At 72.8% G+C, this 23,254-nt stretch carries 27 protein-coding genes; 18 read left to right on the top strand and 9 right to left on the bottom strand.

All coding sequences use genetic code 11. The features are described from left to right. From ACZ5SK_RS01600 to ACZ5SK_RS01570, 7 genes are all read left to right on the top strand, one after another. On the top strand, positions 1-165 hold the full coding sequence (locus tag ACZ5SK_RS01600; protein WP_361700114.1) for a hypothetical protein: 165 nt from the start codon (positions 1-3) through the stop codon (positions 163-165). Next, a complete protein-coding gene (hisH, locus tag ACZ5SK_RS01595; RefSeq protein WP_334580930.1) occupies positions 162-830 on the top strand; it encodes an imidazole glycerol phosphate synthase subunit HisH in 669 nt (222 codons plus the stop codon). The genes ACZ5SK_RS01600 and hisH overlap by 4 nt, the downstream gene beginning before the upstream one ends. After that, positions 827-1,552, top strand: a complete 726-nt coding sequence (priA, locus tag ACZ5SK_RS01590) for a bifunctional 1-(5-phosphoribosyl)-5-((5-phosphoribosylamino)methylideneamino)imidazole-4-carboxamide isomerase/phosphoribosylanthranilate isomerase PriA (RefSeq protein WP_334580931.1) — start codon at positions 827-829, stop codon at positions 1,550-1,552. Before hisH ends, priA begins: the two co-directional genes overlap by 4 nt. Beyond that, on the top strand, positions 1,549-1,944 hold the full coding sequence (locus ACZ5SK_RS01585; RefSeq protein WP_079662948.1) for a RidA family protein: 396 nt from the start codon (positions 1,549-1,551) through the stop codon (positions 1,942-1,944). The genes priA and ACZ5SK_RS01585 overlap by 4 nt, the downstream gene beginning before the upstream one ends. Beyond that, positions 1,941-2,696 (top strand): imidazole glycerol phosphate synthase subunit HisF, encoded by a 756-nt coding sequence (gene hisF / locus ACZ5SK_RS01580; RefSeq protein ID WP_334580932.1) that lies wholly within the window; start codon positions 1,941-1,943, stop codon positions 2,694-2,696. Before ACZ5SK_RS01585 ends, hisF begins: the two co-directional genes overlap by 4 nt. A gap of 134 nt (positions 2,697-2,830) precedes the next feature. Further along, positions 2,831-3,421 carry an ArsR/SmtB family transcription factor gene (locus tag ACZ5SK_RS01575; protein ID WP_334580933.1) on the top strand — a complete coding sequence of 197 codons (591 nt, stop codon included), beginning with the start codon at positions 2,831-2,833 and terminating at the stop codon, positions 3,419-3,421. A gap of 42 nt (positions 3,422-3,463) precedes the next feature. Next, positions 3,464-4,735 (top strand): MFS transporter, encoded by a 1,272-nt coding sequence (locus ACZ5SK_RS01570; RefSeq protein ID WP_457493685.1) that lies wholly within the window; start codon positions 3,464-3,466, stop codon positions 4,733-4,735. A gap of 48 nt (positions 4,736-4,783) precedes the next feature. Here the strand turns inward: ACZ5SK_RS01570 and ACZ5SK_RS01565 are convergent, their stop codons facing one another. Both ACZ5SK_RS01565 and ACZ5SK_RS01560 read right to left on the bottom strand, forming a co-directional pair. Then, entirely contained in the window at positions 4,784-5,182 is a 399-nt protein-coding gene (locus tag ACZ5SK_RS01565) for a VOC family protein (protein ID WP_334580936.1), read from the bottom strand. Between the two features lie 15 nt (positions 5,183-5,197). Next, entirely contained in the window at positions 5,198-5,833 is a 636-nt protein-coding gene (locus ACZ5SK_RS01560; protein WP_334580938.1) for a TIGR03085 family metal-binding protein, read from the bottom strand. A 139-nt stretch (positions 5,834-5,972) separates the two neighbouring features. Here ACZ5SK_RS01560 and hisI point away from each other — a divergent pair, with 139 nt between their 5' ends. The 11 genes from hisI (at position 5,973) to lgt (ending at position 15,075) form a co-directional block, all read left to right on the top strand. Beyond that, a complete protein-coding gene (hisI, locus tag ACZ5SK_RS01555; protein WP_334580939.1) occupies positions 5,973-6,365 on the top strand; it encodes a phosphoribosyl-AMP cyclohydrolase in 393 nt (130 codons plus the stop codon). Positions 6,366-6,376: 11 nt separating this feature from the next. Then, entirely contained in the window at positions 6,377-7,867 is a 1,491-nt protein-coding gene (locus ACZ5SK_RS01550) for an anthranilate synthase component I (protein WP_334580940.1), read from the top strand. Between the two features lie 137 nt (positions 7,868-8,004). Further along, positions 8,005-8,655 carry a TIGR02234 family membrane protein gene (locus tag ACZ5SK_RS01545; RefSeq protein ID WP_334580941.1) on the top strand — a complete coding sequence of 217 codons (651 nt, stop codon included), beginning with the start codon at positions 8,005-8,007 and terminating at the stop codon, positions 8,653-8,655. 154 nt (positions 8,656-8,809) lie between these two features. Then, positions 8,810-9,061 (top strand): HGxxPAAW family protein, encoded by a 252-nt coding sequence (locus ACZ5SK_RS01540; protein WP_334580943.1) that lies wholly within the window; start codon positions 8,810-8,812, stop codon positions 9,059-9,061. 80 nt (positions 9,062-9,141) lie between these two features. Then, positions 9,142-9,576: a DUF2752 domain-containing protein gene (locus ACZ5SK_RS01535; protein WP_079662957.1), complete on the top strand. Its 435-nt coding sequence runs from the start codon at positions 9,142-9,144 to the stop codon at positions 9,574-9,576. A gap of 154 nt (positions 9,577-9,730) precedes the next feature. Next, on the top strand, positions 9,731-10,540 hold the full coding sequence (trpC, locus tag ACZ5SK_RS01530) for an indole-3-glycerol phosphate synthase TrpC (protein WP_334580945.1): 810 nt from the start codon (positions 9,731-9,733) through the stop codon (positions 10,538-10,540). Positions 10,541-10,562: 22 nt separating this feature from the next. Then, complete coding sequence (gene trpM / locus ACZ5SK_RS01525; RefSeq protein WP_443041302.1) at positions 10,563-10,802, top strand: tryptophan biosynthesis modulator TrpM; 240 nt, start codon at positions 10,563-10,565, stop codon at positions 10,800-10,802. Positions 10,803-10,870: 68 nt separating this feature from the next. After that, entirely contained in the window at positions 10,871-12,160 is a 1,290-nt protein-coding gene (gene trpB / locus ACZ5SK_RS01520) for a tryptophan synthase subunit beta (protein WP_334580946.1), read from the top strand. Between the two features lie 11 nt (positions 12,161-12,171). After that, positions 12,172-12,993: a tryptophan synthase subunit alpha gene (trpA, locus tag ACZ5SK_RS01515; protein WP_334580948.1), complete on the top strand. Its 822-nt coding sequence runs from the start codon at positions 12,172-12,174 to the stop codon at positions 12,991-12,993. A gap of 77 nt (positions 12,994-13,070) precedes the next feature. Beyond that, positions 13,071-13,847 (top strand): DsbA family protein, encoded by a 777-nt coding sequence (locus ACZ5SK_RS01510; RefSeq protein ID WP_468575078.1) that lies wholly within the window; start codon positions 13,071-13,073, stop codon positions 13,845-13,847. A gap of 94 nt (positions 13,848-13,941) precedes the next feature. Beyond that, positions 13,942-15,075: a prolipoprotein diacylglyceryl transferase gene (gene lgt, locus ACZ5SK_RS01505; protein WP_457493615.1), complete on the top strand. Its 1,134-nt coding sequence runs from the start codon at positions 13,942-13,944 to the stop codon at positions 15,073-15,075. A gap of 78 nt (positions 15,076-15,153) precedes the next feature. On the opposite strand, the gene ACZ5SK_RS01500 is transcribed toward lgt, so the two are convergent. From ACZ5SK_RS01500 to ACZ5SK_RS01470, 7 genes are read right to left on the bottom strand one after another with little or no spacing between them, the layout of a single operon-like run. Continuing rightward, positions 15,154-15,999 carry an HpcH/HpaI aldolase/citrate lyase family protein gene (locus ACZ5SK_RS01500; RefSeq protein ID WP_468415199.1) on the bottom strand — a complete coding sequence of 282 codons (846 nt, stop codon included), beginning with the start codon at positions 15,997-15,999 and terminating at the stop codon, positions 15,154-15,156. Beyond that, the gene (locus tag ACZ5SK_RS01495; protein WP_334580952.1) at positions 15,996-17,192 is read right to left on the bottom strand and encodes a CaiB/BaiF CoA transferase family protein; all 1,197 of its coding nucleotides are present in this window, start codon (positions 17,190-17,192) and stop codon (positions 15,996-15,998) included. The genes ACZ5SK_RS01500 and ACZ5SK_RS01495 overlap by 4 nt, the downstream gene beginning before the upstream one ends. After that, entirely contained in the window at positions 17,189-18,082 is an 894-nt protein-coding gene (gene rbsK, locus ACZ5SK_RS01490) for a ribokinase (RefSeq protein ID WP_334580953.1), read from the bottom strand. Before rbsK ends, ACZ5SK_RS01495 begins: the two co-directional genes overlap by 4 nt. Next, entirely contained in the window at positions 18,079-19,458 is a 1,380-nt protein-coding gene (locus ACZ5SK_RS01485) for an ADP-ribosylglycohydrolase family protein (RefSeq protein ID WP_361700132.1), read from the bottom strand. Before ACZ5SK_RS01485 ends, rbsK begins: the two co-directional genes overlap by 4 nt. After that, positions 19,446-20,657, bottom strand: coding sequence for an ADP-ribosylglycohydrolase family protein (locus tag ACZ5SK_RS01480; RefSeq protein WP_457493613.1), 1,212 nt, complete (start codon positions 20,655-20,657; stop codon positions 19,446-19,448). The genes ACZ5SK_RS01485 and ACZ5SK_RS01480 overlap by 13 nt, the downstream gene beginning before the upstream one ends. A gap of 8 nt (positions 20,658-20,665) precedes the next feature. Beyond that, positions 20,666-22,051 carry an ADP-ribosylglycohydrolase family protein gene (locus ACZ5SK_RS01475; protein ID WP_443041303.1) on the bottom strand — a complete coding sequence of 462 codons (1,386 nt, stop codon included), beginning with the start codon at positions 22,049-22,051 and terminating at the stop codon, positions 20,666-20,668. Next, positions 21,967-23,010, bottom strand: a complete 1,044-nt coding sequence (locus ACZ5SK_RS01470; RefSeq protein WP_334580956.1) for an ADP-ribosylglycohydrolase family protein — start codon at positions 23,008-23,010, stop codon at positions 21,967-21,969. The genes ACZ5SK_RS01475 and ACZ5SK_RS01470 overlap by 85 nt, the downstream gene beginning before the upstream one ends. Positions 23,011-23,254 lie beyond the last annotated feature (244 nt).

Here is a 23,254-nt window from a genome sequence, read left to right as displayed (position 1 = left end):
ATGACCGGACTGTCGACCCTCCTGATCGTCGTCGGCCTCTTCCTGGCCGGCGGCATCTACTCCTTCGTCAAGCAGCAGATGCCGAAGAGCCTGATCGTGCTGCTCTCGATCGGCGCCGCGATGTGTCTCGTGGCGGGCGTGGTGCGGCTGGAGGTGTGGAATTGAGCGCCGCTGAAAAGGCCGGAAAGGCCGGAGCCGCCAAGAAGGTCGTGGTCTTCGACTACGGCTTCGGCAACGTGCGTTCCGCCGAGCGTGCCCTCGCGCGCGCCGGCGCCGACGTGGAGATCACGCGCGACTACGACACGGCCATGAACGCCGACGGGCTGCTGGTGCCGGGCGTCGGCGCCTTCGCCGCCTGCATGAAGGGACTGAAGGAGGCCCGCGGCGACTGGATCATCGACCGGCGGCTGTCCGGCGGCCGCCCGGTCATGGGCATCTGCGTCGGCATGCAGATCCTCTTCGCGCGCGGCATCGAGCACGGCGTCCAGACCGACGGCCTGGACGAATGGCCCGGCGCGGTCGAGCCGCTCCAGGCCGAGATCGTGCCCCACATGGGCTGGAACACCGTCGACGCCCCGGCCGGCTCCGAGCTGTTCGCCGGCCTCGACGCGGACGCGCGCTTCTACTTCGTGCACTCCTACGCCGTCCACGACTGGTCCCTGGACGTGCACAACCCGCTGATGCAGGCTCCGAAGGTGACCTGGTCGACGCACGGGAAGCCGTTCGTGGCCGCCGTGGAGAACGGCGCCCTGTGGGCCACGCAGTTCCACCCCGAGAAGTCCGGCGACGCCGGAGCCCAGCTCCTCACCAACTGGATCGGAACCCTGTGAGCAAGCTCGAACTCCTCCCCGCCGTCGACGTCCGCGACGGCCAGGCCGTCCGCCTCGTGCACGGCGAGTCGGGGACGGAAACTTCTTACGGTTCGCCCCTGGAAGCCGCTCTGGCCTGGCAGCGCTCGGGCGCCGAGTGGCTGCACCTGGTCGACCTGGACGCCGCGTTCGGCACCGGCGACAACCGCGCGCTGATCGCCGAGGTCGCCGGGGCCATGGACATCAAGGTGGAGCTGTCCGGCGGCATCCGCGACAACGACACCCTCGCCGCCGCCCTCGCCACCGGCTGCACGCGCGTGAACCTGGGCACGGCCGCCCTGGAGACGCCCGAGTGGGTCGCCGAGGTCATCGCCGAGCACGGCGACAAGATCGCCGTCGGCCTCGACGTCCGCGGCACGACCTTGCGCGGGCGTGGCTGGACCCGTGACGGCGGCGACCTCTACGAGACGCTGGAGCGCCTCGACAAGGAGGGCTGCGCGCGGTACGTCGTCACCGACATCGCCAAGGACGGCACGCTCGAGGGCCCGAACCTGGAGCTGCTGAGGAACGTCTGCGCGGCGACGGACCGGCCCGTCGTGGCGTCGGGCGGCGTGTCCTCCCTCGACGACCTGCGGGCCCTCGCCGAGCTGGTGCCCCTCGGCGTCGAGGGCGCCATCGTCGGCAAGGCCCTCTACGCCAAGGCGTTCACCCTGGAGGAGGCCCTGGAGGCGGTGGCCCGGTGAGCGACGTACGACGCGTCACGACGGGCGCGCCCTGGGAGGAGGTCTTCGGCTACTCCCGCGCGGTGGAGCTGCCGAACGGCCTGGTGCTGGTCTCCGGCTGCACGTCGATAGTGGACGGGGAGATCGCCGGGGGCGGCCCCTACGAGCAGACGGTCAACGCCTTCAACGTCGCGTTCGCGGCGCTGGAGCAGCTGGGTCTCGGACGCGACGACGTCGTGCGGACACGCATGTACATCACCCATGCGCGGGACGTGGACGACGTCGGACGCGCCCACAAGGAGCTGTTCGACTCCGTCCGGCCCGCCGCCTCCATGATCATCGTCTCCGGTTTCGTGGACCCGTCCCTGGTCGTCGAGGTCGAGGTGGAGGCGTTCCGGGGAGTGCCCTCATGACCCTGGCGATCCGAGTCATCCCCTGCCTGGACGTGGACAACGGCCGGGTCGTCAAGGGCGTCAACTTCCAGAACCTGCGCGACGCGGGCGACCCCGTCGAGATGGCCAAGGTGTACGACGCCGAGGGCGCCGACGAGCTGACGTTCCTGGACATCACCGCCTCCTCCGGCAACCGCGAGACCACCTACGACGTGGTGCGCCGCACCGCCGAGCAGGTGTTCATCCCGCTCACCGTCGGCGGCGGGGTGCGCACCCCCGAGGACGTCGACAAGCTGCTGCGCGCGGGCGCCGACAAGGTGGGCGTGAACACGGCCGCGATCGCCCGCCCCGAGCTGATCAAGGAGATCGCGGAGCGGTTCGGCAGCCAGGTGCTGGTGCTGTCGGTGGACGCCCGGCGGACCCCTTCGGGGAGCTTCGAGGTGACCACCCACGGCGGCCGCAAGGGCACCGGCATCGACGCGGTCGAGTGGGCGCACCGGGCGGCCGAGCTGGGCGCGGGGGAGATCCTGCTCAACTCGATGGACGCCGACGGCACCAAGGACGGCTACGACCTGGAGATGATCGCGGCCGTGCGCAGGCATGTGACGGTCCCGGTGATCGCCTCCGGCGGCGCCGGCCGGCTCGCCGACTTCCCGCCCGCCGTCGAGGCGGGCGCGGACGCGGTGCTGGCCGCGTCGGTGTTCCACTTCGGCGACCTGCGGATCGGGCAGGTGAAGGACACGCTGCGGGGGGCGGGACACCCCGTGCGGTGACGCGCCCTTGGGCGCGTGGTGAGGTGAGGTAAGCCCCGGCCACCTGGTGGTCGGGGCTTACGCATGGAGAGATAGGAAAGAGAAGTTGCGCAAAATAAATTGCGCAACTTCTCTTTCCTATCTAGGGTGGGGGCATGACAGGCAAGGAGAGAGACCGCCGGATCACGGACCTGGGCACGCTCAAGGCCCTCGCCCACCCCCTGCGGATGCAGCTGTACCGGGGCCTGACGGTCGCCCGGGTCGCCACCGCCTCCCAGCTCGCCGAACAGGTCGACGAGGCCGTCTCGCTCGTCAGCTACCACCTGCGCAAACTCGCCGAGCACGGCCTGATCGAGGAGGCCGCGCCACAGAGCGGGGACGGCCGGGAGCGCTGGTGGCAGCCCGCCTCCGACGGGGTGAGCATCCGCGACGAGGACTTCCGCGACGCCCCCGAGAAGGCCGCCGCCCACACGGCGGCCAGCAGGTTCTTCGCCGAACAGCGCATGGACATGTACCGGCGCTGGCTCGACGAGCGCGCCCACTGGAGCCCCGAGTGGAACCGGACGGCCCAGTCCTCCGAGGCGACGCTGCGCCTCACGGCGGACGAACTGGCCGAGCTCAACCAGGAGATGCTCGCCCTCCTCCACACGTACGACGAGCGGAGCCGGGCCGCCGAGAGGGCCGGCGACACCGAAGGCCGCGAGAACGTCGCGGTGCACACGTACGCGTTCCCGTTCCGGATCTGAGAGAGGCCCGCCTTGACCGCCGCCGCGCACGAGACCACGCACGTGAACGCTCAGCCGATCGCATCCGAACCGCCGGCCCACCGCGACCCCAACGTGCTTCGCTGGCTCGCCGCCTACACCGCCTCGATGGTCGGCGACAGCGTCTACTACATCGCCCTGTCCTGGGCCGCCGTACAGGCCGGTACGCCCTCACAGGCCGGCCTGGTGATGACGGCGAGCGCACTGCCGAGGGCGCTGCTGATGCTGGGCGGGGGAGTGATCGCCGACCGGCTGGGTCCCCGCCGGGTCGTCATCGGCAGCGACGTCGTGCGCTGCGCGGCCGTCCTCGCGGTGGCCGCGCTGCTGTACGCGACCTCTCCCGGCCTGTGGCCGCTGGCCCTGCTGGCGCTGGTCTTCGGCGCCGTCGACGCCGTGTTCGTGCCGGCCGTGGGCGCCCTGCCCGCGCGCGTGACACGTCGTGACCAACTCGCGCGCGTGCAGGGCATGCGCGGACTGGCGATACGGTTCGCGAGCGTCGTCGGCGCCCCGCTCGGCGGCTTCGGCGTGGCGGCGGGCGGCGCCACGGCCGCCTTCGCGATCGCCGGGCTGCTCATCGCGGTGTCGGTGCCGCTGCTGCTCTGCGTGCGGATGCGCGACCTACCGCCGGACGACGCCACTCCCGACGCGACAGTCGACGCCACTGCCAACGCCGGCGCGCCGAACGCGACCGCCTGGGCCGACCTCGTGGCCGGTCTGGGATACATCCGCCGCCACCGCGTTCTCGCCCCGCTGATGGCGGCCATCGCCCTCGGCGACCTCGGCTTCGTCGGACCGCTCAACGTGGGCCTGACCCTGCTGGCCGACGAACGCGGGTGGGGCGCCTCCGGCATGGGCTGGGTGCTCTCCGGGTTCGGCGTCGGCGCGGGCGCCGCCTCGCTGCTGCTGACCCTGCGCGGGCGGCTCCCGCGCGCCGGAAAGGTCGCCGGCGGGTCGATCCTCGCCGGTTCGCTGGCCATCGGCTCCCTCGCGTACGCGCCGACGGTCGCCGCAGCCGTCGGCACGGCCCTGCTGATCGGGCTGCTCGCCGGCCTCAGCGGCGCCATGTGCGGCGCCCTGCTGCAGACCCACGCCGACCCCGCCTACCTGGGCCGCGTCACCGCCGTCTCCAGCCTCGTCAGCCTCGGCCTCAGCCCGCTCAGCATGCCGCTGTCGGCCGCCGCCATCGGCGCCTGGGGCACCGGCCCCGTGTTCGTCGTCAGCGCCGCGGTCTGCGGCCTCGGCGGGATCGTGGCCCTGTGCGTCCCCGGCCTGCGCCACGCCGAACTCCCCCGCTGACGTCACCACCCGCGCCCGCCTCCGCCCGCGGCCTCAACCCTTCGTCCCTCACCCTTTCGGCTGAGACAGCTGCACCAGGTTGCCCACGGTGTCGTCCAGGACGGCCGTCACGAAAGGCCCCTGCACCTGCGGCCCCTGCGAGAAGTGCACACCGAGCCCCCGCAGCCGCTCGTACTCCGCCTCGACGTCGTCGACGGAGAAGACGATGCAGGGCAGGCCCGCCTCCCGCAGCGCCGTCCGGTACGGCTCCGCGATCGGCCCCTGGCCGGGCTCCAACAGCAACTGGAGATCCGGCTGGGCCCCCTCGGCCGCGCCCACGGTGACGAGCAGCGTGCCGCCGCCGAGCTCCATGTGCAGGCGCGTCTCGAAGCCCAGGACGTTCGTGTAGAACGCGTGGGCCTTCGCGACGTCGTCGACGTACACGCTGGTCATCGCGACCTTGATCATGACCGGTGCCGCCGTTCAGATCCCGAGCTGCTTGCCGCCGTGCAGCTTCTCGAGCGCGTCCTTCTCGCCCACCAGCTCCACCTTGGCGGCGCTCTGCCGGCCGTACAGGAACAGCAGCAGCTCGGACGGCTCCCCGGTCGCCGTCACCACCGGCGTGCCCCGGTTGGCGACCGCCGTACGGCCGTCCGCGCGGCGCAGGACCAGGCCCGTGGGGGTGGAGCGGCCCATCAGCCGGGCGGTGCGCTCCAGCCGGGACCACAGGGCGTCCTGGAAGACCGGGTCGAGCTCGCGCGGCGTCCAGTCCGGCTGGGCGCGGCGGACGTCCTCGGTGTGGACGTAGAACTCGATCGTGTTCGACGCCTCGTCGATCTGCTTGAGCTGGAAGGGCGAGAAGCGCGGCGGACCGGTCCGGATCAGCTGGATGAGCTCCCCGTACGGCTTGGCCGCGAACTCCTCCATCACCTTGTCCAGCCGGGACGCGAGCTGTGGGATCAGGATGCCGCCGGCGGCGTCCGGGCGGCGCTCGCGCACCACCACGTGCGCGGCCAGGTCCCGGGTCTGCCAGCCCTCGCAGAGGGTCGGCGCCTCGGGACCCGCGGTCTCCAAGAGGTCGGCGAGGAGAAGCCGTTCACGCTTGGCGAAAGTCGACATGCAGTCAGCCTACGACCGTACGGGAGGTCCGCCCACCCGTCTCCCGGCCACCACTCCTCACCGAGGGGCCGTCGCGCCGCCCTTCCCAGCCAGTGGACACCGTCCCGTCACTGTCAGTGGCGCGCGGCAGAATGGCAGCATGACCAGCACGCCCACGCCCAGCAACCTGGACCCCGAGATCGCCGCGCGCCTCAAGCGCAGCGCCGACGGGCTCGTCCCCGCCATCGCCCAGCAGTACGACACCGGTGAGGTGCTCATGCTCGGCTGGATGGACGACGAGGCGCTGCACCGCACCCTCACCACCGGCCGCTGCACCTACTGGTCGCGCAGCCGCCAGGAGTACTGGGTCAAGGGCGACACCTCCGGCCACGTCCAGATGGTCAAGTCCGTCGCCCTCGACTGCGACGCCGACACCGTGCTGGTCAAGGTCGACCAGGTCGGCGCCGCCTGCCACACCGGCGCGCGCACCTGCTTCGACGCCGACGTGCTCCTCAAGGACGCCGATTCCGGCGTAACCGCCTCGGATCAGTAAGGTCAGCCGCCATGGACCTCGAGACGTTCCGCAAGCTGGCCGGCGACCGCCGTGTCATCCCGGTCACCCGCAAGCTCCTCGCCGACGGCGACACCCCGGTCGCGCTCTATCGCAAGCTCGCCGCCGAACGCACCGGCACCTTCCTGCTGGAGTCCGCGGAGAACGGCCGCTCCTGGTCCCGGTACTCCTTCGTGGGCGTCCGCAGCTCCGCCACCCTCACCGCGCTCGACGGCCAGGCCCACTGGCTCGGCACCCCGCCCGTCGGGGTCCCCACGGACGGCGACCCGCTGGCCGCCCTGCGCGCCACCATCGAGGCGCTGCACACCCCGCACCAGGAGGGCATGCCGCCCTTCACCGGCGGCATGGTCGGCTACCTCGGCTACGACATCGTCCGCCGCCTGGAGAAGATCGGCCCCGGCGAGCGTGACGACCTGAAGCTGCCCGAGCTGACCATGCTCCTGACCAGCGACCTCGCCGTCATGGACCACTGGGAGGGCTCCGTCCTGCTGATCGCCAACGCGATCAACCACAACGACCTGGACACGGGCGTCGACGAGGCCCACGCGGACGCGGTCGCCCGCCTGGACGCCATGGAGGCCGACCTCTCCCGCCCGGTCGCCCAGCCCCCGGCCGTCCTCCCGCCCTCCGAGCTGCCCGAGTACACCGCGCTGTGGGGCGGCCCCGACTTCCAGGAGGCCGTCGAGGACGTCAAGGAGCGCATCCGCGCGGGCGAGGCCTTCCAGGTGGTCCCCTCCCAGCGCTTCGAAACGCCGTGCACGGCAAGCGCGTTGGACGTGTACCGCGTGCTGCGGGCCACCAACCCCTCCCCGTACATGTACCTCTTCCGCTTCGACGGCTTCGACGTCGTGGGCTCCAGCCCCGAGGCGCTCGTCAAGGTGGCGGACGGACAGGCGATGGTCCACCCCATCGCCGGCACCCGGCACCGCGGGGCCACCCCCCAGGAGGACCAGGCCCTCGCCGACGAACTGCTCGCGGACCCCAAGGAACGCGCCGAGCACCTCATGCTCGTCGACCTCGGCCGCAACGACCTGGGCCGGGTCTGCGAGCCGGGCTCGGTCGAGGTCGTCGACTTCATGTCCGTCGAGCGGTACTCGCACGTGATGCACATCGTCTCCACCGTCACCGGCAAGGTCGCCACCGGCCGCACCGCCTTCGACGTCCTCACCGCCTGCTTCCCCGCCGGCACCCTCTCCGGCGCCCCCAAGCCGCGCGCCATGCAGATCATCGACGAGCTGGAACCCTCCCGGCGCGGCCTGTACGGCGGCTGCGTCGGCTACCTGGACTTCGCGGGCGACTCCGACACCGCCATCGCCATCCGCACCGCCCTGCTGCGCGACGGCACGGCCTACGTCCAGGCCGGCGCCGGCATCGTCGCCGACTCCGACCCGGTCGCCGAGGACCAGGAGTGCCGCAACAAGGCCGCGGCGGTGCTGCGCGCCGTCCACACCGCCAACCGCCTCGGGCAGCCCGCGCGCGAGTAGGGCTCATTCCGGGCGACTCCGGGACGCCTTCGCGACGACTCCAGGACGATTCCCGGACGACTTCGGACGGCTTGCCGCACAGTAGGACGCGTCTCACGTGCGCCCCGGGTGACGGTTCGCCCGGGGTTCAGGCGATAGTGGGGTACGTGACTGCTGTTCCTCACCCCCGTTCCGCATCCGACGCCGCCGCCCGGGCCGGCCGCCGCAGCCTCGCCCTCGCCCTGCTGTGCGGTGCGCTGGGCGCGGCCGTGGCCCTGCTGTCGACCCGGCAGCGCTGGTCGCACGGCACGGCGACGGTGGCCGGCGGCGCCTTCCCCCTGACCGCCAAGGGCAGCGACGTCACGGGCGTGCCCGCGGCGCTCGCCATAGTGGGCCTCGCCGCGCTCGTCGCCGTCTTCGCCGTCCGCAGGGCCGGCCGCTTCGCGGTCTCCGCCCTGCTCGCGCTCTCCGGCGCCGGCATCATGACCGCCGCCCTGCTCGGCGCCTCCGACAGCTCCGCACTCGACGAGCAGGCGGCGAAGGCGTCCGGCGACACCTCCGCCACCGTCGCCTCGTTCACCCACACCGGCTGGCCCTACGCGGCGGCCGCGGGCGGCGCCCTGATCCTCCTGGCCGGCCTGCTCGCCCTGCGCTACGGCCGCCGGTGGCCCGCCATGTCCGGCCGCTACGAACGCGACGGCGCCCCGCGCCCCCGGCGCGCGCAGGCGGCCCTCGACCCCGACCGGCCCGAGGACATGTGGAAGGCCCTGGACCGCGGCGAGGACCCCACCGGCATGGGCCCGGCCTGAACCGGCCCGACCAGGTCGCCGTCCCCGGTTCCCGATGTGGTGAATCAGACGCGACCGGATACCACCCCCGCGTCCGGCGCGCGCCTGCGTACGGGACAATGGACCACGAGCGTCCGGCTCGAACGGACACAGAGACAGCAATGAGGAGCAAGTCATGGCGGGCAGCAGCCACGGACACACCCCGGCCGCCTGGACCGGTGTCATCATCGCCATCATCGGTTTCACCGTCGCGGGCGCGTTCATGGTGATGGCCGAGCCGCTCGGGTTCTGGGCCGGCATGGCGATCGTGGCCCTCTCCGGGGTGGTCGGCCTGGCGATGCGCGCCGCGGGCCTGGGCCAGTCGAAGGACGTGCACCCGGTGCACCAGGTCGCGGCGACCCGCGAGCCGGCGAGCGTCGAGGGCTGAGGTCCCGTACGACTTCGTGAGGGGCGGCCGGTGCGGAACCGGCCGCCCCTCACGCGCGCGCGGCGCCCTGCCGGGGCACAATGCGAGGCGTGAACGCCGACAGCCAGAGGGTGACCTCGACGACCGCCGCACGACTCGCCGTGCCCGCCGGGATCCTCGCGGCCGTCGTCGCCGCCTTCGCCTACGTCGCGACCGTCGACCCCAACGAACCCGGCCACTACCCGGCCTGCCCGCTGCTGCGCTACACCGGCCTGTACTGCCCCGGCTGCGGCGGCCTGCGCAGCGCGCACGCCTTCGCGCACGGGGACTTCCAGGCCGCCCTCCAGGACAACGCGCCGGCCGTCGCCGCCTATCTGGGCTTCGCGGTGCTGTGGACCGTCTGGGTGACCCGCGCGGCCCGCGGACGCCCCCTGCGCGTCGACCTCACCCCGGTGCGGCTCTGGGCGCTGGGCGCGACGCTGCTGATCTTCACGGTTGTCCGGAACCTGCCGTTCGGCGGCTGGCTGCATCCTTGATCAACCGGGGATCGATCCGGGATCGACCGGGGATCGACCGGCGAACGTCCAGGTACTGGGACCGCCGTCTGCCGGATGTGAGGCCTTCGCCTTCCTCCGGATACCATCACAGTGACCATCGTTTTCCACCGCTTGCCGGAAGGAGGCCGCTCGCGTGAGTGTCCTCGACGAGATCATCGACGGAGTCCGTGCCGACCTCGCGGAGCGGCAGGCGCGCGTCAGCCTCGACGAGCTCAAGGAGCGCGCGGCGAAGGCCCCGGCCGCCAAGGACGGCGTCGCCGCCCTCCGCGGCGACGGCGTCAAGGTCATCTGCGAGGTCAAGCGCTCCAGCCCCTCCAAGGGCGCGCTGGCCGCCATCGCCGACCCGGCCGGCCTGGCCGCCGACTACGAGGCGGGCGGCGCGGCCGTCATCTCCGTCCTCACCGAACAGCGCCGTTTCGGCGGCTCGTTGGCCGACCTCGAAGCGGTACGCGCGCGCGTGGACATCCCCGTGCTGCGCAAGGACTTCATCGTCACCTCGTACCAGCTGTGGGAGGCCCGCGCGCACGGCGCCGACCTCGCGCTGCTGATCGTGGCCGCCCTGGAGCAGTCCGCCCTGGAGTCGCTCATCGAGCGCGCCGTCTCCATCGGCCTCACCCCGCTCGTCGAGGTCCACGACGAGGACGAGGTGGAGCGCGCCGTCGACGCGGGCGCCAAGGTGATCGGCGTCAACGCGCGCAACCTGAAGACCCTCGAGGTGGACCGCGGCACCTTCGACCGTGTCGCCCCCGAGATCCCGGCCCACATCGTCAAGGTCGCCGAGTCCGGCGTCCGGGGCCCGCACGACCTCATCGCGTACGCCAACGCCGGCGCCGACGCGGTCCTGGTCGGCGAGTCCCTGGTGACGGGCCGCGACCCCAAGACGGCGGTCGCCGACCTGGTGGCAGCGGGCGAACACCCCGCACTGCGCCACGGCCGCGGCTGACCGGCCGGTAGGCTGACCCACGATGACTCCGACGACCACCCTGCCGATCACGGACCGGTACGCCCGCCTCGCGCGCGGCTGCCGCCCCCGTGGTTGCCGCGCGCCCGCAAGGCGGGTGCACGGCCGCAGGGTGCGGTACGTCATCGGAGACGAACCGGGGCAAGTGAACGGCATGCGATGGCAGCGCGCCCCTCAGGGGCGCGGGGCTCTGTTTGATCTGCGGCTGCCGCCGCACGGGCACGACCGGCCACACTCGGCCTGAGGTCGTCCAACAAGCTCCGCCCCCACGGCGATCAGTGTTTTTCCACAAACTCACCGTGAGGTTTCCGCATGCCCAGCGAGTTCTTCATTCCCGACCCCGAGGGTCAAGTCCCCAGCGCCGAAGGCTACTTCGGTGCGTTCGGCGGCAAGTTCATCCCGGAGGCCCTCGTCGCCGCCGTGGACGAGGTGGCCGTCGAGTACGACAAGGCCAAGCACGACCCCGAGTTCGCCCGCGAACTCGACGACCTGCTCGTCAACTACACGGGTCGCCCCTCCGCGCTCACCGAGGTCCCCCGTTTCGCCGCGGAAGGGGGCGGCGCCCGGATGTTCCTCAAGCGCGAGGACCTCAACCACACCGGCTCCCACAAGATCAACAACGTGCTCGGCCAGGCGCTGCTCACCAAGCGCATGGGCAAGACACGCGTGATCGCCGAGACCGGCGCCGGCCAGCACGGCGTGGCCACGGCCACCGCCTGCGCCCTCTTCGGTCTCGAGTGCACGATCTACATGGGCGAGATCGACACCCGGCGCCAGGCCCTCAACGTGGCCCGGATGCGCATGCTGGGCGCCGAGGTCGTGGCCGTGAAGTCCGGCAGCCGCACGCTGAAGGACGCCATCAACGAGGCGTTCAGGGACTGGGTCGCCAACGTCGACCGCACCCACTATCTGTTCGGCACGGTCGCAGGACCGCACCCCTTCCCGGCGATGGTCCGCGACTTCCACCGCGTCATCGGCGTCGAGGCCCGCCGCCAGCTCCTGGAGCGCGCCGGACGGCTGCCCGACGCGGCCGTCGCCTGTGTCGGCGGCGGCTCCAACGCCATCGGCCTCTTCCACGCCTTCATCCCGGACGCCTCCGTCCGCCTCATCGGCTGCGAGCCGGCCGGCCACGGCCTCGAGACCGGCGAGCACGCGGCGACCCTGACCGCGGGCGAGCCCGGCATCCTGCACGGCTCCCGCTCCTACGTCCTCCAGGACGACGAGGGCCAGATCACCGAGCCGTACTCCATCTCGGCGGGCCTGGACTATCCGGGCATCGGCCCCGAGCACTCCTACCTCAAGGACAGCGGGCGCGGCGAGTACCGCGCGGTCACCGACGACGCGGCCATGCAGGCGCTGCGTCTGCTGTCGCGCACCGAGGGCATCATCCCGGCCATCGAGAGCGCGCACGCGCTGGCCGGCGCCCTGGAGGTCGGCAGGGAACTCGGCAAGGACGGGCTGATCATCGTCAACCTGTCCGGCCGCGGCGACAAGGACATGGACACCGCAGCCCGCTACTTCGGGCTGTACGACAACGGCGTGGACGCCGAGGTCGCCGCCGACGCGGCCGACACCGCGGAGATCGAGGGGGACGCCAAGTGAGCGGGGCCGCATTGAACAGCACGAAGGGCCAGCTGCTGTCCGACACCCTCGCCGGCGCCAAGGCCGAGGGCCGCGCCGCGCTCATCGCCTACCTCCCGGCCGGGTTCCCGACCGTGGACGGCGGCATCGAGGCGATCAAGGCCGTCCTCGACGGCGGCGCGGACGTCATCGAGGTGGGTCTGCCGCACAGTGACCCCGTCCTCGACGGACCGGTCATCCAGACCGCCGACGACATCGCCCTGCGGGGCGGGGTGCGGATCGCGGACGTCATGCGCACGGTCCGCGAGGTCTTCGCGGCGACCGGGAAGCCGGTCCTCGTCATGACGTACTGGAACCCGATCGACCGCTACGGCGTCGAGCGGTTCACCGCCGAGCTGGCCGAGGCGGGCGGCGCGGGCTGCATCCTGCCCGACCTGCCCGTGCAGGAGTCGGCGCTGTGGAGGGAGCACGCCGACAAGCACGGTCTCGCGACGGTCTTCGTCGTGGCGCCGAGCAGCAAGGACGCGCGGCTCGCCCAGATCACCGAGGCGGGCAGCGGCTTCGTCTACGCGGCCTCGCTGATGGGCGTCACCGGCACCCGGGAGTCGGTGGGCGCGCAGGCCCAGGACCTGGTCGAGCGGACCCGGGCCACCGGCACCGACCTGCCCGTCTGCGTCGGCCTCGGCGTGTCCGACGCCGCGCAGGCCGCCGAGGTGGCCGGCTTCGCCGACGGCGTGATCGTCGGCTCGGCCTTCGTCAAGCGGATGCTGGACGCGCCGGACGACGCGGCCGGCGTCGAGGCCGTCCGCGCGCTCGCGGGCGAGCTGGCGAAGGGCGTGCGCCGACAGGTGTGACAAAAGGTTCGCTCACCCGAACGGGTGGACCTGGGGTCGGGGAGGCGCAATGCGCCTCCCCGGTTCGTTCTGGGGGTGTGAGCGAGAAGAACCGTGACGGAAAGCGCAACGCCCGGGAACGGCTGGCGGCGGAGCGCGAGAAGCAGAAGGCCGCCGAGCGGCGGCGGCGCACACTGATCGTCGGCGCGAGCGTGGTCTGTGTGCTGGGTCTGGCGGCGGTGATCGGCGTCGTCGCCGCGAACTCCGGCAAGGACAACAGCAGTGACAAGGCGGGCCCGGTCGTGGCGCCGTCGGGTGCCCAGGGCCAGGACGCGCTGGCGATCCCGGTCGGCAAGGACGGCGCCCGGTCCACGCTCACCGTGTGGGAGGACTTCCGCTGCCCGGCCTGCAAGGCCTTCGAGGCGGCGTACCGCCCGACGATCCACGAGCTGACGCAGGCCGGGAAACTCAAGGTCGAGTACCACCTGGCCACCCTCATCGACGGCAACCTGGGCGGCAGTGGCTCCCGCAACGCGGTGAACGCGGCGGCCTGCGCCCAGGACGCCGGAAAGTTCCCCGTCTACCACGACGTGCTGTACGAGAACCAGCCGGAGGAGACGAACGACGCCTATGCCAAGAACGCCAAGCTCATCGAGCTCGCCGGCAAGGTCGACGGCCTGGACACGCCGGCGTTTCGCACCTGCGTCGAGGACGGCACGCACAACAGCTGGGTCGTGAAGTCCAACCAGGCCTTCCAGAGCGGTCACTTCGGCGGCACCCCGACCGTCCTGTTCAACGGGAAGAACATCTACGCGGACCAGTCGATGACACCGGCGAAGCTGAAGCAGATGGTGGAGGAGGCCGACAAAGGGTGACAAGGGGTAAGGCCCTTTCACACCTGCCCGTTATGGAGCCGTTGCCGGGCTGCCTGCCGTCGGCCCGGTCCGGCACGGTAGCGTCGACCTTGCCATGGAAATTGCCTACATTCCCAGCCCGTCGCACGGGGTGCTGTACCTCGGCCCCATTCCGCTGCGCGGCTACGCGTTCTGCATCATCATCGGCGTCTTCGTCGCGGTCTGGCTCGGCAACAGGCGCTGGGTCGCCCGGGGCGGGCGGGCCGGCACGGTGGCCGACATCGCCGTCTGGGCGGTGCCCTTCGGGCTGGTCGGAGGCCGGCTCTACCACGTGATCACGGACTACGAGCTGTACTTCAGCGAGGGCCGTGACTGGGTGGACGCCTTCAAGGTCTGGGAGGGCGGCCTCGGCATCTGGGGCGCGATCTCGCTCGGAGCGGTCGGCGCGTGGATCGGCTGTCGCCGCCGGGGCATCGCCCTGCCCGCGTACGCCGACGCCATCGCGCCCGGTATCGCCCTCGCGCAGGCGATCGGCCGCTGGGGCAACTGGTTCAACCAGGAGCTGTACGGCAAGGCGACCGACCTCCCCTGGGCGCTGCACATCACGTCCTCCGCCGACGGCCGGGTGCCCGGGTACTACCACCCGACGTTCCTGTACGAGTCGCTGTGGTGCATCGGCGTCGCCCTTCTCGTCCTGTGGGTCGACCGCCGCTTCAAGCTGGGGCACGGCCGGGCCTTCGCGCTGTACGTCGCCGCGTACTGCGTGGGCCGGGCGTGGATCGAGTACATGCGCGTCGACGACGCCCACCACATCCTGGGCCTGCGGCTGAACGACTGGACCGCGATGGTCGTGTTCGTGCTCGCGGTGACGTACATCGTGATCTCGGCGAAGAAGCGGCCGGGCCGCGAGGCGGTCGTCGAGCCGGGTGTCTCCGAGGGCGCCTCCGGAGGTGAGGCCGGTGAGGTCTCCGAGGACGAGGACAAGACCGGGGACGCGGACGAGGGCACGGACAAGGGCGAGGCCAAGGCCAAGGCCAAGGCGGAGGGCAAGGAAGAGTCCGAGACCGAGGTCGACGAAAGCGCCGACGCCAAGGTCGAGGAGAAGGCCCCGGCGAAGGACAAGGCCGACGCCGGAGCGAAGGGCGCGGCCAAGGCCGAGGCGGAGCCTGCCGAGGTGAAGACCGAAGTGAAGGCCGACGTGAAGACCGAGGTCAAGGACGAGGCCGAGTCGGCCGGCAAGAAGAGCTGACGGCTGACCGTACGACACGACGAGGGCGCCCGGGTTTGCCGGGCGCCCTCGTCGTGTGTGTGGGCGGTGGGCGAGGGTTCAGCCCTTGCGGGGGGCCAGTGACAGGGTGCGCTGTGCCGTCGCCACCACCGCCGCGTCGATGAAGCGGCCGTCCGGGAGGGCCTGGGCGCCCTGCTCCCGGGCCGCGGCCTTGACGATCGTCTCGGCCTCTTCCAGTTCCCGTTCGGTGGGCAGATAGGCCCGTTCGATGATCGGGAGCTGGCGGGGGTGGATGGCGGCGCGGCCCAGGAAGCCGAGGGTGCGGCCGTGGGCGCAGGTGGTGGCCAGGCCCTCCAGGTCGCGGATGTCGGGGTGCACCGACTGGGGCGGGGACGCCAGGCCCGCGGCCCGGGCGGCGACGACGACACGGGAGCGGCACCAGTCGAGGCCCGCGTCGTCGCGCAGGCCCAGGTCGGCGCGCAGGTCCGCCTCGCCGAGGGCGATGCCGCGCAGGGAGGGGTGGGCGCGGGCGATGGCGTAGGCGTGTTCGATGCCGAGGGCTGTTTCCAGGAGGGCGTGGAGGGGGGTGGCTCCACGGTCGGCCCGGGGCACGGTCTCGGCGACCCGGGTGATCTGGTGCGGGGACGTCACCTTCGGCAGGCGCAGGCCGGCGACCCCGGGGAGGGCGGCCACGCTGCGGAGGTCCGCCGCGGCGAAGGGGCTGTCCAGGGCGTTCACCCGGACATGGACCGGAACCGGCTGGGGCTCGGACAGGCGTTCGGCGGTGGCCGTGCGGGCGTACTCCTTGCGGTCCGGGGCGACCGCGTCCTCCAGGTCGATGATGACGACGTCGGCGCCGCAGGCGAGCGCCTTGGTGACGGTCTGCGGACGGTCGCCGGGGGCGTACAACCAGGTCAGCGGGGGTGTCGTCGGGGAGCTCGTCATAGTGCGCCCTCTTCGCGGAGGGCCTTCAGCTCGGTCGGGGTCAGGCCGAGCTCGGTCAGCACCGTCTCCGTGTCGGCGCCGTGCGGGCGGCCGGTCCAGCGGATCGCGCCGGGGGTGGAGGAGAGCCGGAACAGGACGTTCTGCATGCGGATCCGGCCCAGCTCCGGGTCGTCGACCGCGGTGATCGTGCCGAGGGCCTGGTACTGGGGGTCCGTCATCACGTCCCGTACGTCCTGGATCGGGGCGATGGCCGCCTCCGCCTTCTCGAACGCGGCGAGGACGTCGGTGCGGGTGCGGGCGGCGATCCAGGCGCCGACCGCTTCGTCGAGGACGTCGGCGTGGGCGGCCCGGCCGGCGCCCGTCGCGAACCAGGGCTCGTCGATCAGGTCGGGCCGGCCGACCAGGCGCAGCACCCGTTCCGCGACCGACTGGGCGGACGTCGAGACGGCGACCCAGTCTCCGTCGGCGGTTCGGTAGGTGTTGCGCGGGGCGTTGTTGGCGGACCGGTTGCCGGTGCGGGCCTGGACGTAGCCCAGCTGGTCGTACCAGAGGGGCTGGGGGCCGAGGACGGTGAGGATGGGTTCGATGATCGCCATGTCGACGACCTGGCCCTCGCCGGTGCGCTCGCGGGCGGCGAGGGCCGTCATGACGGCGTAGGCGGTGGCCAGGCCCGCGATGGAGTCGGCCAGGCCGAAGGGCGGCAGGGTCGGGGAGGCGTCCGGTTCGCCCGTGATCGCGGCGAAGCCGCTCATCGCCTCGGCGAGGGTGCCGAAGCCGGGGCGGTGTGCGTAGGGGCCGAACTGGCCGAAGGCGGTGACCCGGGTGAGGACCAGGCGGGGGTTGGCCGCCGACAGGTCCTCCCAGCCGAGGTCCCACTTCTCCAGGGTGCCGGGACGGAAGTTCTCGATGATCACGTCGGCGGTGGCGGCGAGGCGCAGGAGGGTGGCGCGCCCGCCGGGCCGGGAGAGGTTCAGGGTGATCGTGCGTTTGTTGCGGCCGAGGAGCTTCCACCACAGGCCCACCCCGTTCTTGGACGGGCCGTGGCCCCGGGAGGGGTCCGGCTGGGCGGGGTGCTCGACCTTGATGACCTCCGCGCCGAAGTCGCCGAGCATGGTCGCGGCGAGCGGGCCGGCGAAGAGGGTGGCGAGATCGAGGACGCGAAGCCCGTGCAGGGGAGGGGTCGTCGCGGTCATGAGGCGTACTGCTTGTCGATCTCGGAGCGGTACGGCATCGATGCGGAAGCGCCTGGCCGCTGGACCGAGAGGGCGGCCGCGGCGGCGGCCCAGGCCAGGGCCTCCCGTACGGGGCGTTCCTCGCCGAGGGCCACGGCCAGGGCGCCGACGAACGTGTCGCCCGCGCCGGTGGAGTCGACGGCGGCGACGTGCGGGGCGGGCACGGTGAGGGGTTCGGCGCCGCGGGCCGCGTAGAGGCTGCCGGCCGAGCCCAGGGTGACGACCACCTGCGGGACGCTGTCCAGCAGGGCGGTGGCCGCCTCCCGCGGGTCGGTGCGGCCGGTGAGGGCGGTGGCCTCGTGCTCGTTGGGGACCAACAGGTCGGTGGCGGCGAGGAGTTCGGGCGGGAGAGGTTGCGCGGGGGCCGGGGTGAGGATCGTCCGGACGCCGTGGGCGCGGGCTGCCCGGGCGCCCGCGACGACCGCCGCCAGCGGGACTTCGAGCTGGAGCAGGAGGGCGTCGGCGGAGGAGATGAGGACTTCGTCGCCGGGGACGAGGTGGTCGACGGTGCCGTTCGCGCCGGGGACGACGACGATCGCGTTGCCGCCCTCGTCGTCCACGACGATGTGCGCGGTGCCGGAGGGGGACTCGACGGTACGCAGGTGGTCGGTGTTCACGCCGGAGTGTTCCAGGGTGGAGCGCAGACGGGCGCCGAAGGAGTCGTTGCCGACCGCGCCGATCATCGAGACGGTGGCGCCCGCGTGGGCCGCGGCGATCGCCTGGTTGGCGCCCTTGCCGCCGGGGATCGTACGGAACTCCCGTCCCGTCACGGTCTCCCCGCGCTGCGGGGGTTTCTCGACATAGGCGACGAGGTCCATGTTCGTGCTGCCGAGCACGACGATGTCGGTCATGGGCGGGAAGCCTCCCGGTGGGTGAGGGACCAGGTCAGGTGGGCCAGGTGGTCGAAGCCGACGCCGTCGAGGCCGGCGACGGAGGTGGCCAGGCGGTTTTTGAGGGGGGCCGTCCAGCGGTCGGGGAGGGCGGCCGGGTCGCCGGCGAGGAGGGCGGCGACGCTGCCGGCCGTCGCGCCGTTGGAATCGGTGTCCAGGCCGCCGGACACGGCGCGGCAGACGGAGGCGCTGAAGTCGCCGTCGGCGTGGGTGAGGGCGGCGGCGATCAGGGCGGTGTTGGGGATCGCGTGGACCCAGTGGTGCGCCTTGTGGGTGGTGTGGAGTTCGTCCACGACGGTGTCGAAGTCGGCGTGTTCCTGCGCCAGTTGGATTGCGTGGGTGACGGCCCGGGCGAGGCGCGAGCGGGGCGGGACGACGGTCAGCCCGGTGCGCAGGCAGGCGTGGACGTCGTGGTCGCCGGTCGCTGCCGTGGCGATGACGGCCGCCGTGAACATCGCCGCGTAGACGCCGTTGGCGGTGTGGGTGAGGGTGGCGTCGCGGTGGGCCTGCTCGGCTGCGCCGGCCGGGTCGCCGGGGTTGGTCCAGCCGTGGACGTCGGCGCGGATGAGGGCGCCGATCCACTCGCGGAAGGGGTTGCGGTGACGGGCGGTGTGCGGGGGTTCGATGCCGGTCAGGAGGTTGCGCAGGGCGACGCGTTCGGCGGTGAAGGCGCGGCCGGCGGGGAGTTCGTCCAGCCAGAGCCGGGCCACGTCCGTGGTGGTGAAGTCGCTGCCGTGGCGCTGGAGCAGGAGGAGGTTGAGGAGGGGGTAGTTGAGGTCGTCGTCCTCGGGCATCCCGTCGATGTTCTCGGCGAGGGAGGTGAGGGCCGAGCGGCGGTTCCAGGGGTGGGCTTCGAGCAGGTCCCGGGGGACTCCGCGGGCCGTGAAGTAGCCGGTGAGGGGCCAGTTGCCGGTGGAGCGGGCGAGGGCGCGGATGGCGTCCAGGGGGAGCTTCTCGACGGGTTTGCCGAGGAGGCAGCCGACGGCCCGGCCCAGCCAGGCCGCTTCCAGCCGAGCCCGGGTGGGGGCCGCGGGGCGCGCACCGGCCGGCCGGACCGGCCACCGGGGGCACAGGACCCTGATCTTCTCCAGATCCGTCGGCTCGTCGTCCCTCAACCGGCTGGGCAGGTCCGCGAGTTCGTCCAGGAGGTCTTCCGCGAGCAGCCGCAGATAGCGCGAGGCGCGCCCCGGCGAGGCGCCCGCCCGGGGCGGGGCCTCGCAGCCTCCCGCCGCCTTCCAGCGGGCGGCGATCGCCCACGGCTCCCGGCCGTCCTGGGCGGCCTGGCGCAGTTCGTGGCCGACGAGGTCCTCCGGCTGGATCCAGGTCAGTCGGAGCATCGCGGTCCTCCGAGGGCGGCGAACGCCTGCTCGTGGGCGCGGTGACGGCGCGTGTCGCGGTCGAAGATCTCCCGGGCGACCTCGGTGAGCGTCGCCGCCGGCTGCCGGAGGTCGAGGCGGCTGGCCTCGGCGACCTGCTTCGACCACTCGTCCGGGACCGGCGAGCCCAGGGCGCCCGCCACCGCTCCCGCCATCGTCGCGATGGAGTCGCAGTCGCGGCCGTAGTTCACCGAGCCCAGCACCGCCTGCCGGTAGTCGCCGCCCGCCACCAGCAACATGCCCAGGGCGACGGGGAGTTCCTCGATCGCGTGCAGACGGGACGGACGGCGGGCGCCCAGCGAGGGCCGCCGGTAGTCGGGGCCCACCGTGTCGTACGGCGTCACCGCCTGCCGCAGCGGGGCCAGCGCGGACTCGAAGTCGGTGTGCCGGGCCGCCTCTTCGCAGACCTTCTCGATCGCCGCACGCGTGCCGTCCCTCGCCAGCGACAGGCAGGCCGCGACCACCGAGTCCGGGGCGGCGTCCGGTGCGCAGGCCGCCGCCACCGCCGCCGCGAAGACCCCCGCCGCCTCCCGTCCGTACGACGACTGGTGGGCGCCCGCGATGTCCAGCGCCTCGGCGTACGCGCCCGCCGGGTCGGCCGCGTTGACCAGGCCCACCGGGGCCATGTACATCGCCGCACCGCAGTTGACGATGTTGCCGACGCCGGCCTCACGGGGGTCGGCATGGGCGTAGTGCAGCCGCGTGACGAGCCACTTCTCCGCCAGGAAGAGACGGTGCAGGGGGAGGGCCTCGGTTTCCAGTTCCGGGATCCAGCGGGGGTTCGTCATCAGGTCCGGCACCAGGTGGTCGGCGATCGCGTAGGCGTCCAGGTGGTCGCGGACCGTGGCGTAGACCCTGATCAGCGCGTGCGTCATCAAGGTGTCGTCGGTGACGTGGCCGTCGCCCTTGTGGTACGGGGCGATCGGGCGGGCGGTGCGCCAGTCGTCGCCGTTCCAGGGGCCGACGACGCCGTGGACGCGGCCGCCGTGGCGCTGAAGGATCTGGTCGGGGGAGTAGCCCTCGACGGGCCCGCCGAGGGCGTCGCCGACGGCGGCTCCCACGAGGGCGCCGGTGATGCGTTCTTCCAGGGTCGCGCCGTTGCCGTCCTGTGCGTCGGCGCCTTCTTGCGCTGTGGTGCTTTCTCGCGCTTTGGGCTTCATGCCCCGAATCATCCTCCTGGTGGGGCCGGTTGTGCGGCTTCCAGGAGTTCGGCGAGTTCCACCAGGTCGGTGCCGGTGAGACGGGGGAGTACGCAGCCGGAGAGGGTGCGGCAGCTGTCGCGCCACGCGGCCGGGATCGCGGGGCCGCCGCCCAACGCGCCCGTCAGCGCGCCCGCGAGGGCCGGGGCCGAGTCCGCGACCCGGGAGAGGCAGGCCGCCGCCGGCACCGCTTCGGCGATACGGCCGCCGGCCGCCGTCACCAGCGCCAAAGCCACCGGGACCGTCTCCGCCGCCGCGATGCCGTAGCTGTAGACGTGGTCCACGATCTGGTGTTCCAGGAGGGGGATGAGCGCGAAGGCGCTGACGGCGTCGTGGGCCAGCTTGAGCGCGTGGCGGGCGTTGCGGCCGATCTCGGTGTGGTCGGGGAGTTCGGCGAGGGCCGCGGTGACGCAGGCGGCGGGGTCCGCGCCGACGAGGGCCAGTGCCAGGGCCGCCGCCATCGCGCGGGCGCCGTGCACGCCGTCGCCGTCCTGGGTGTAGCGGGCGTCGAACTCGGCGAGGTCGGCGGCGAGTTCGGGGTCGCCGGGGTGGGCCACCGCGAGGACGCAGGCGCGTACGCAGGCCGCGTCGTCGAAGTAGTGGGGGTTGTCGTGGCCGGTGGCGGGCGGGCGCAGTCCGGCGGCGAGGTTGCCGAGGCCGGCGCGGACGGAGATGCGGGCGCGCAGCGGGAGGACGGCGGATTCGACCTCGGGCGCGCGGTCGGCCGCCGCCGCGACCTCACTGGCGATCGCGTTCCAGGCGAGGTCGATGGCGGCGCGCATCCGGCGTTCCCGGCTGAGGTCGCCGAGAACGGTGTCGTCGCCCGCCCGCAGGACCGCCTCGGCGGCGAACGCCGCCCACTCGGCGTCGTCGGAGGGGCCCAGACGCAGGGGTTCGGGGGGTTGGTTGAGGGCGATGGGGACGGGGAGGGTGGTGGTGGCGTTGTGTTCGGCGAAGGTGTCGAGTTCTCGGGTGAGGCGGCGTGTCCACTCGGGCATGCGGGCGGCTCGGTGGCGGGCGGCGGGCCAGCCGGCGGCGTCGCCCGCGGCCAGGCCGAGCAGGAGGCCTTCTACTCGGTGCGGGCGGGTTCGGGCCGAAACGGCCTCGGCTGCGCCTTCGGCCCTGTTGCTCGCACCTGCACCGGCCGTGGGACGTTCGTCGTCGGGTGCGGGTGGCCCCTCGGGGGCCTTCGCGCCGTCGGCGGCTGCGGGGGTGTTCGGGAGCGTCGTCGTCGCCGAGGCCGTTCCCTCGTCCCATGGGGCCGGTGGTTTCACCGTCGTGCCTCCGTCGTGTCGGTGGTCGGCAGGGTGATGAGGGTCGGGACGAGGTCCTCGGCGATCATGCCCTCGCCCCATTTGCCGCCCTCTTCGGGTACCAGCAGCTCCGCCACGTCCAGGACGTGGTGGCCGGCCATCGAGGGCAGGCAGCTGCCCCGGGCCGGGCCGATGGCGGCCGCCCACTGCGGGGGGATCGCCGAGGCGCCCTGGGTCGCGCCGGCCAGCGCCCCGGCGACCGCCGCCGTCGTGTCGGCGTCGCGGCCCATGTTCACGGCGGTGAGGACGGCCTCGCGGAAGTCGCCGTCGGCTGCCGCGTAGGCGCCGAAGGCGAGGGCGACGGCTTCGGGGGCCAGGTCGGTCCAGGGGTAGCCGCCGATGACGACGGCGGAGCGGACCGCCCGTTCGCCCCGGTGGGCCACCGTCACCGCCCGGCGCAGGGAACGGGCCGTCCAGGAGTCCTCGGGGATCACCGCCAGCGCCGAGGCCACGACCGCGATCGCCGGCGCTCCGGCCATCGCCGCCGCCACGCCCGCCGCGACCGCCTGGCCGCCGTAGATGCCCTCGCCGTCGTGGCTGACCGCGCCGTCGATCGCGACCAGACGGGCCGCTTCGGCCGGGCGGCCCGCGGCGAAGACGCCGAAGGGGGCCGCGCGCATCGCCAGACCGTCGCTCCAGGCGTGCCGGTGCTGTGCCGAGATGGGCGCCGCGAGGCCTCGGCGGAGGTTCTCCAGGGTGCCGCGTTCGCTGAAGCCGGCGCCGCGGAAGGGGCCCTCGTCGCGGTCGGCGATCCACTGATGCCAGGCCGCCTCCACATGGGCCGGGGTGAGCGCGGAGCCGTGGCGGGCGAGGAGCAGGCCGGAGAAGATCGCGTACTCCGTGTCGTCCGTGCCGGCCGGCCTCTCGCTGACGTAGCCCGTGATGCGGCCCCAGCGGGCGCGGATCTCGGAGGGCTTCATGTTCTCGGCGGGTGCGCCGAGGGCGTCTCCCACGGCGAGGCCGAGCAGGGCGCCGCGGGCCCGTTCACGGATCGATGCCATGCACGGCCTCTCCTTCGGGGGCCCGCACGGGCGCGGAACCCTTTGCGGATGTGTCCCACCATCGGCGGTTGACCTGAGCCTGAAACCTCCTCATGTCACCCGGTCGACATATGGGCGGCCTTCCGATCGAATGAGCGACCGAGGGTAAAGGTGCAGGTTAGGGCATCCTCGCCTTGCTGGCGGGCGGGAATGTGGGCGCGTATCTTTGGCGTTGTCAGAGATTGGAACTTGTCTAAAGTTAGCT

It is taken from the genome of Streptomyces sp. NPDC031474 (genome assembly GCF_055581185.1).
The sequence above is the reverse complement of the archived record's forward strand: the minus strand, read 5'-3'. Positions and strand labels throughout refer to the sequence as shown.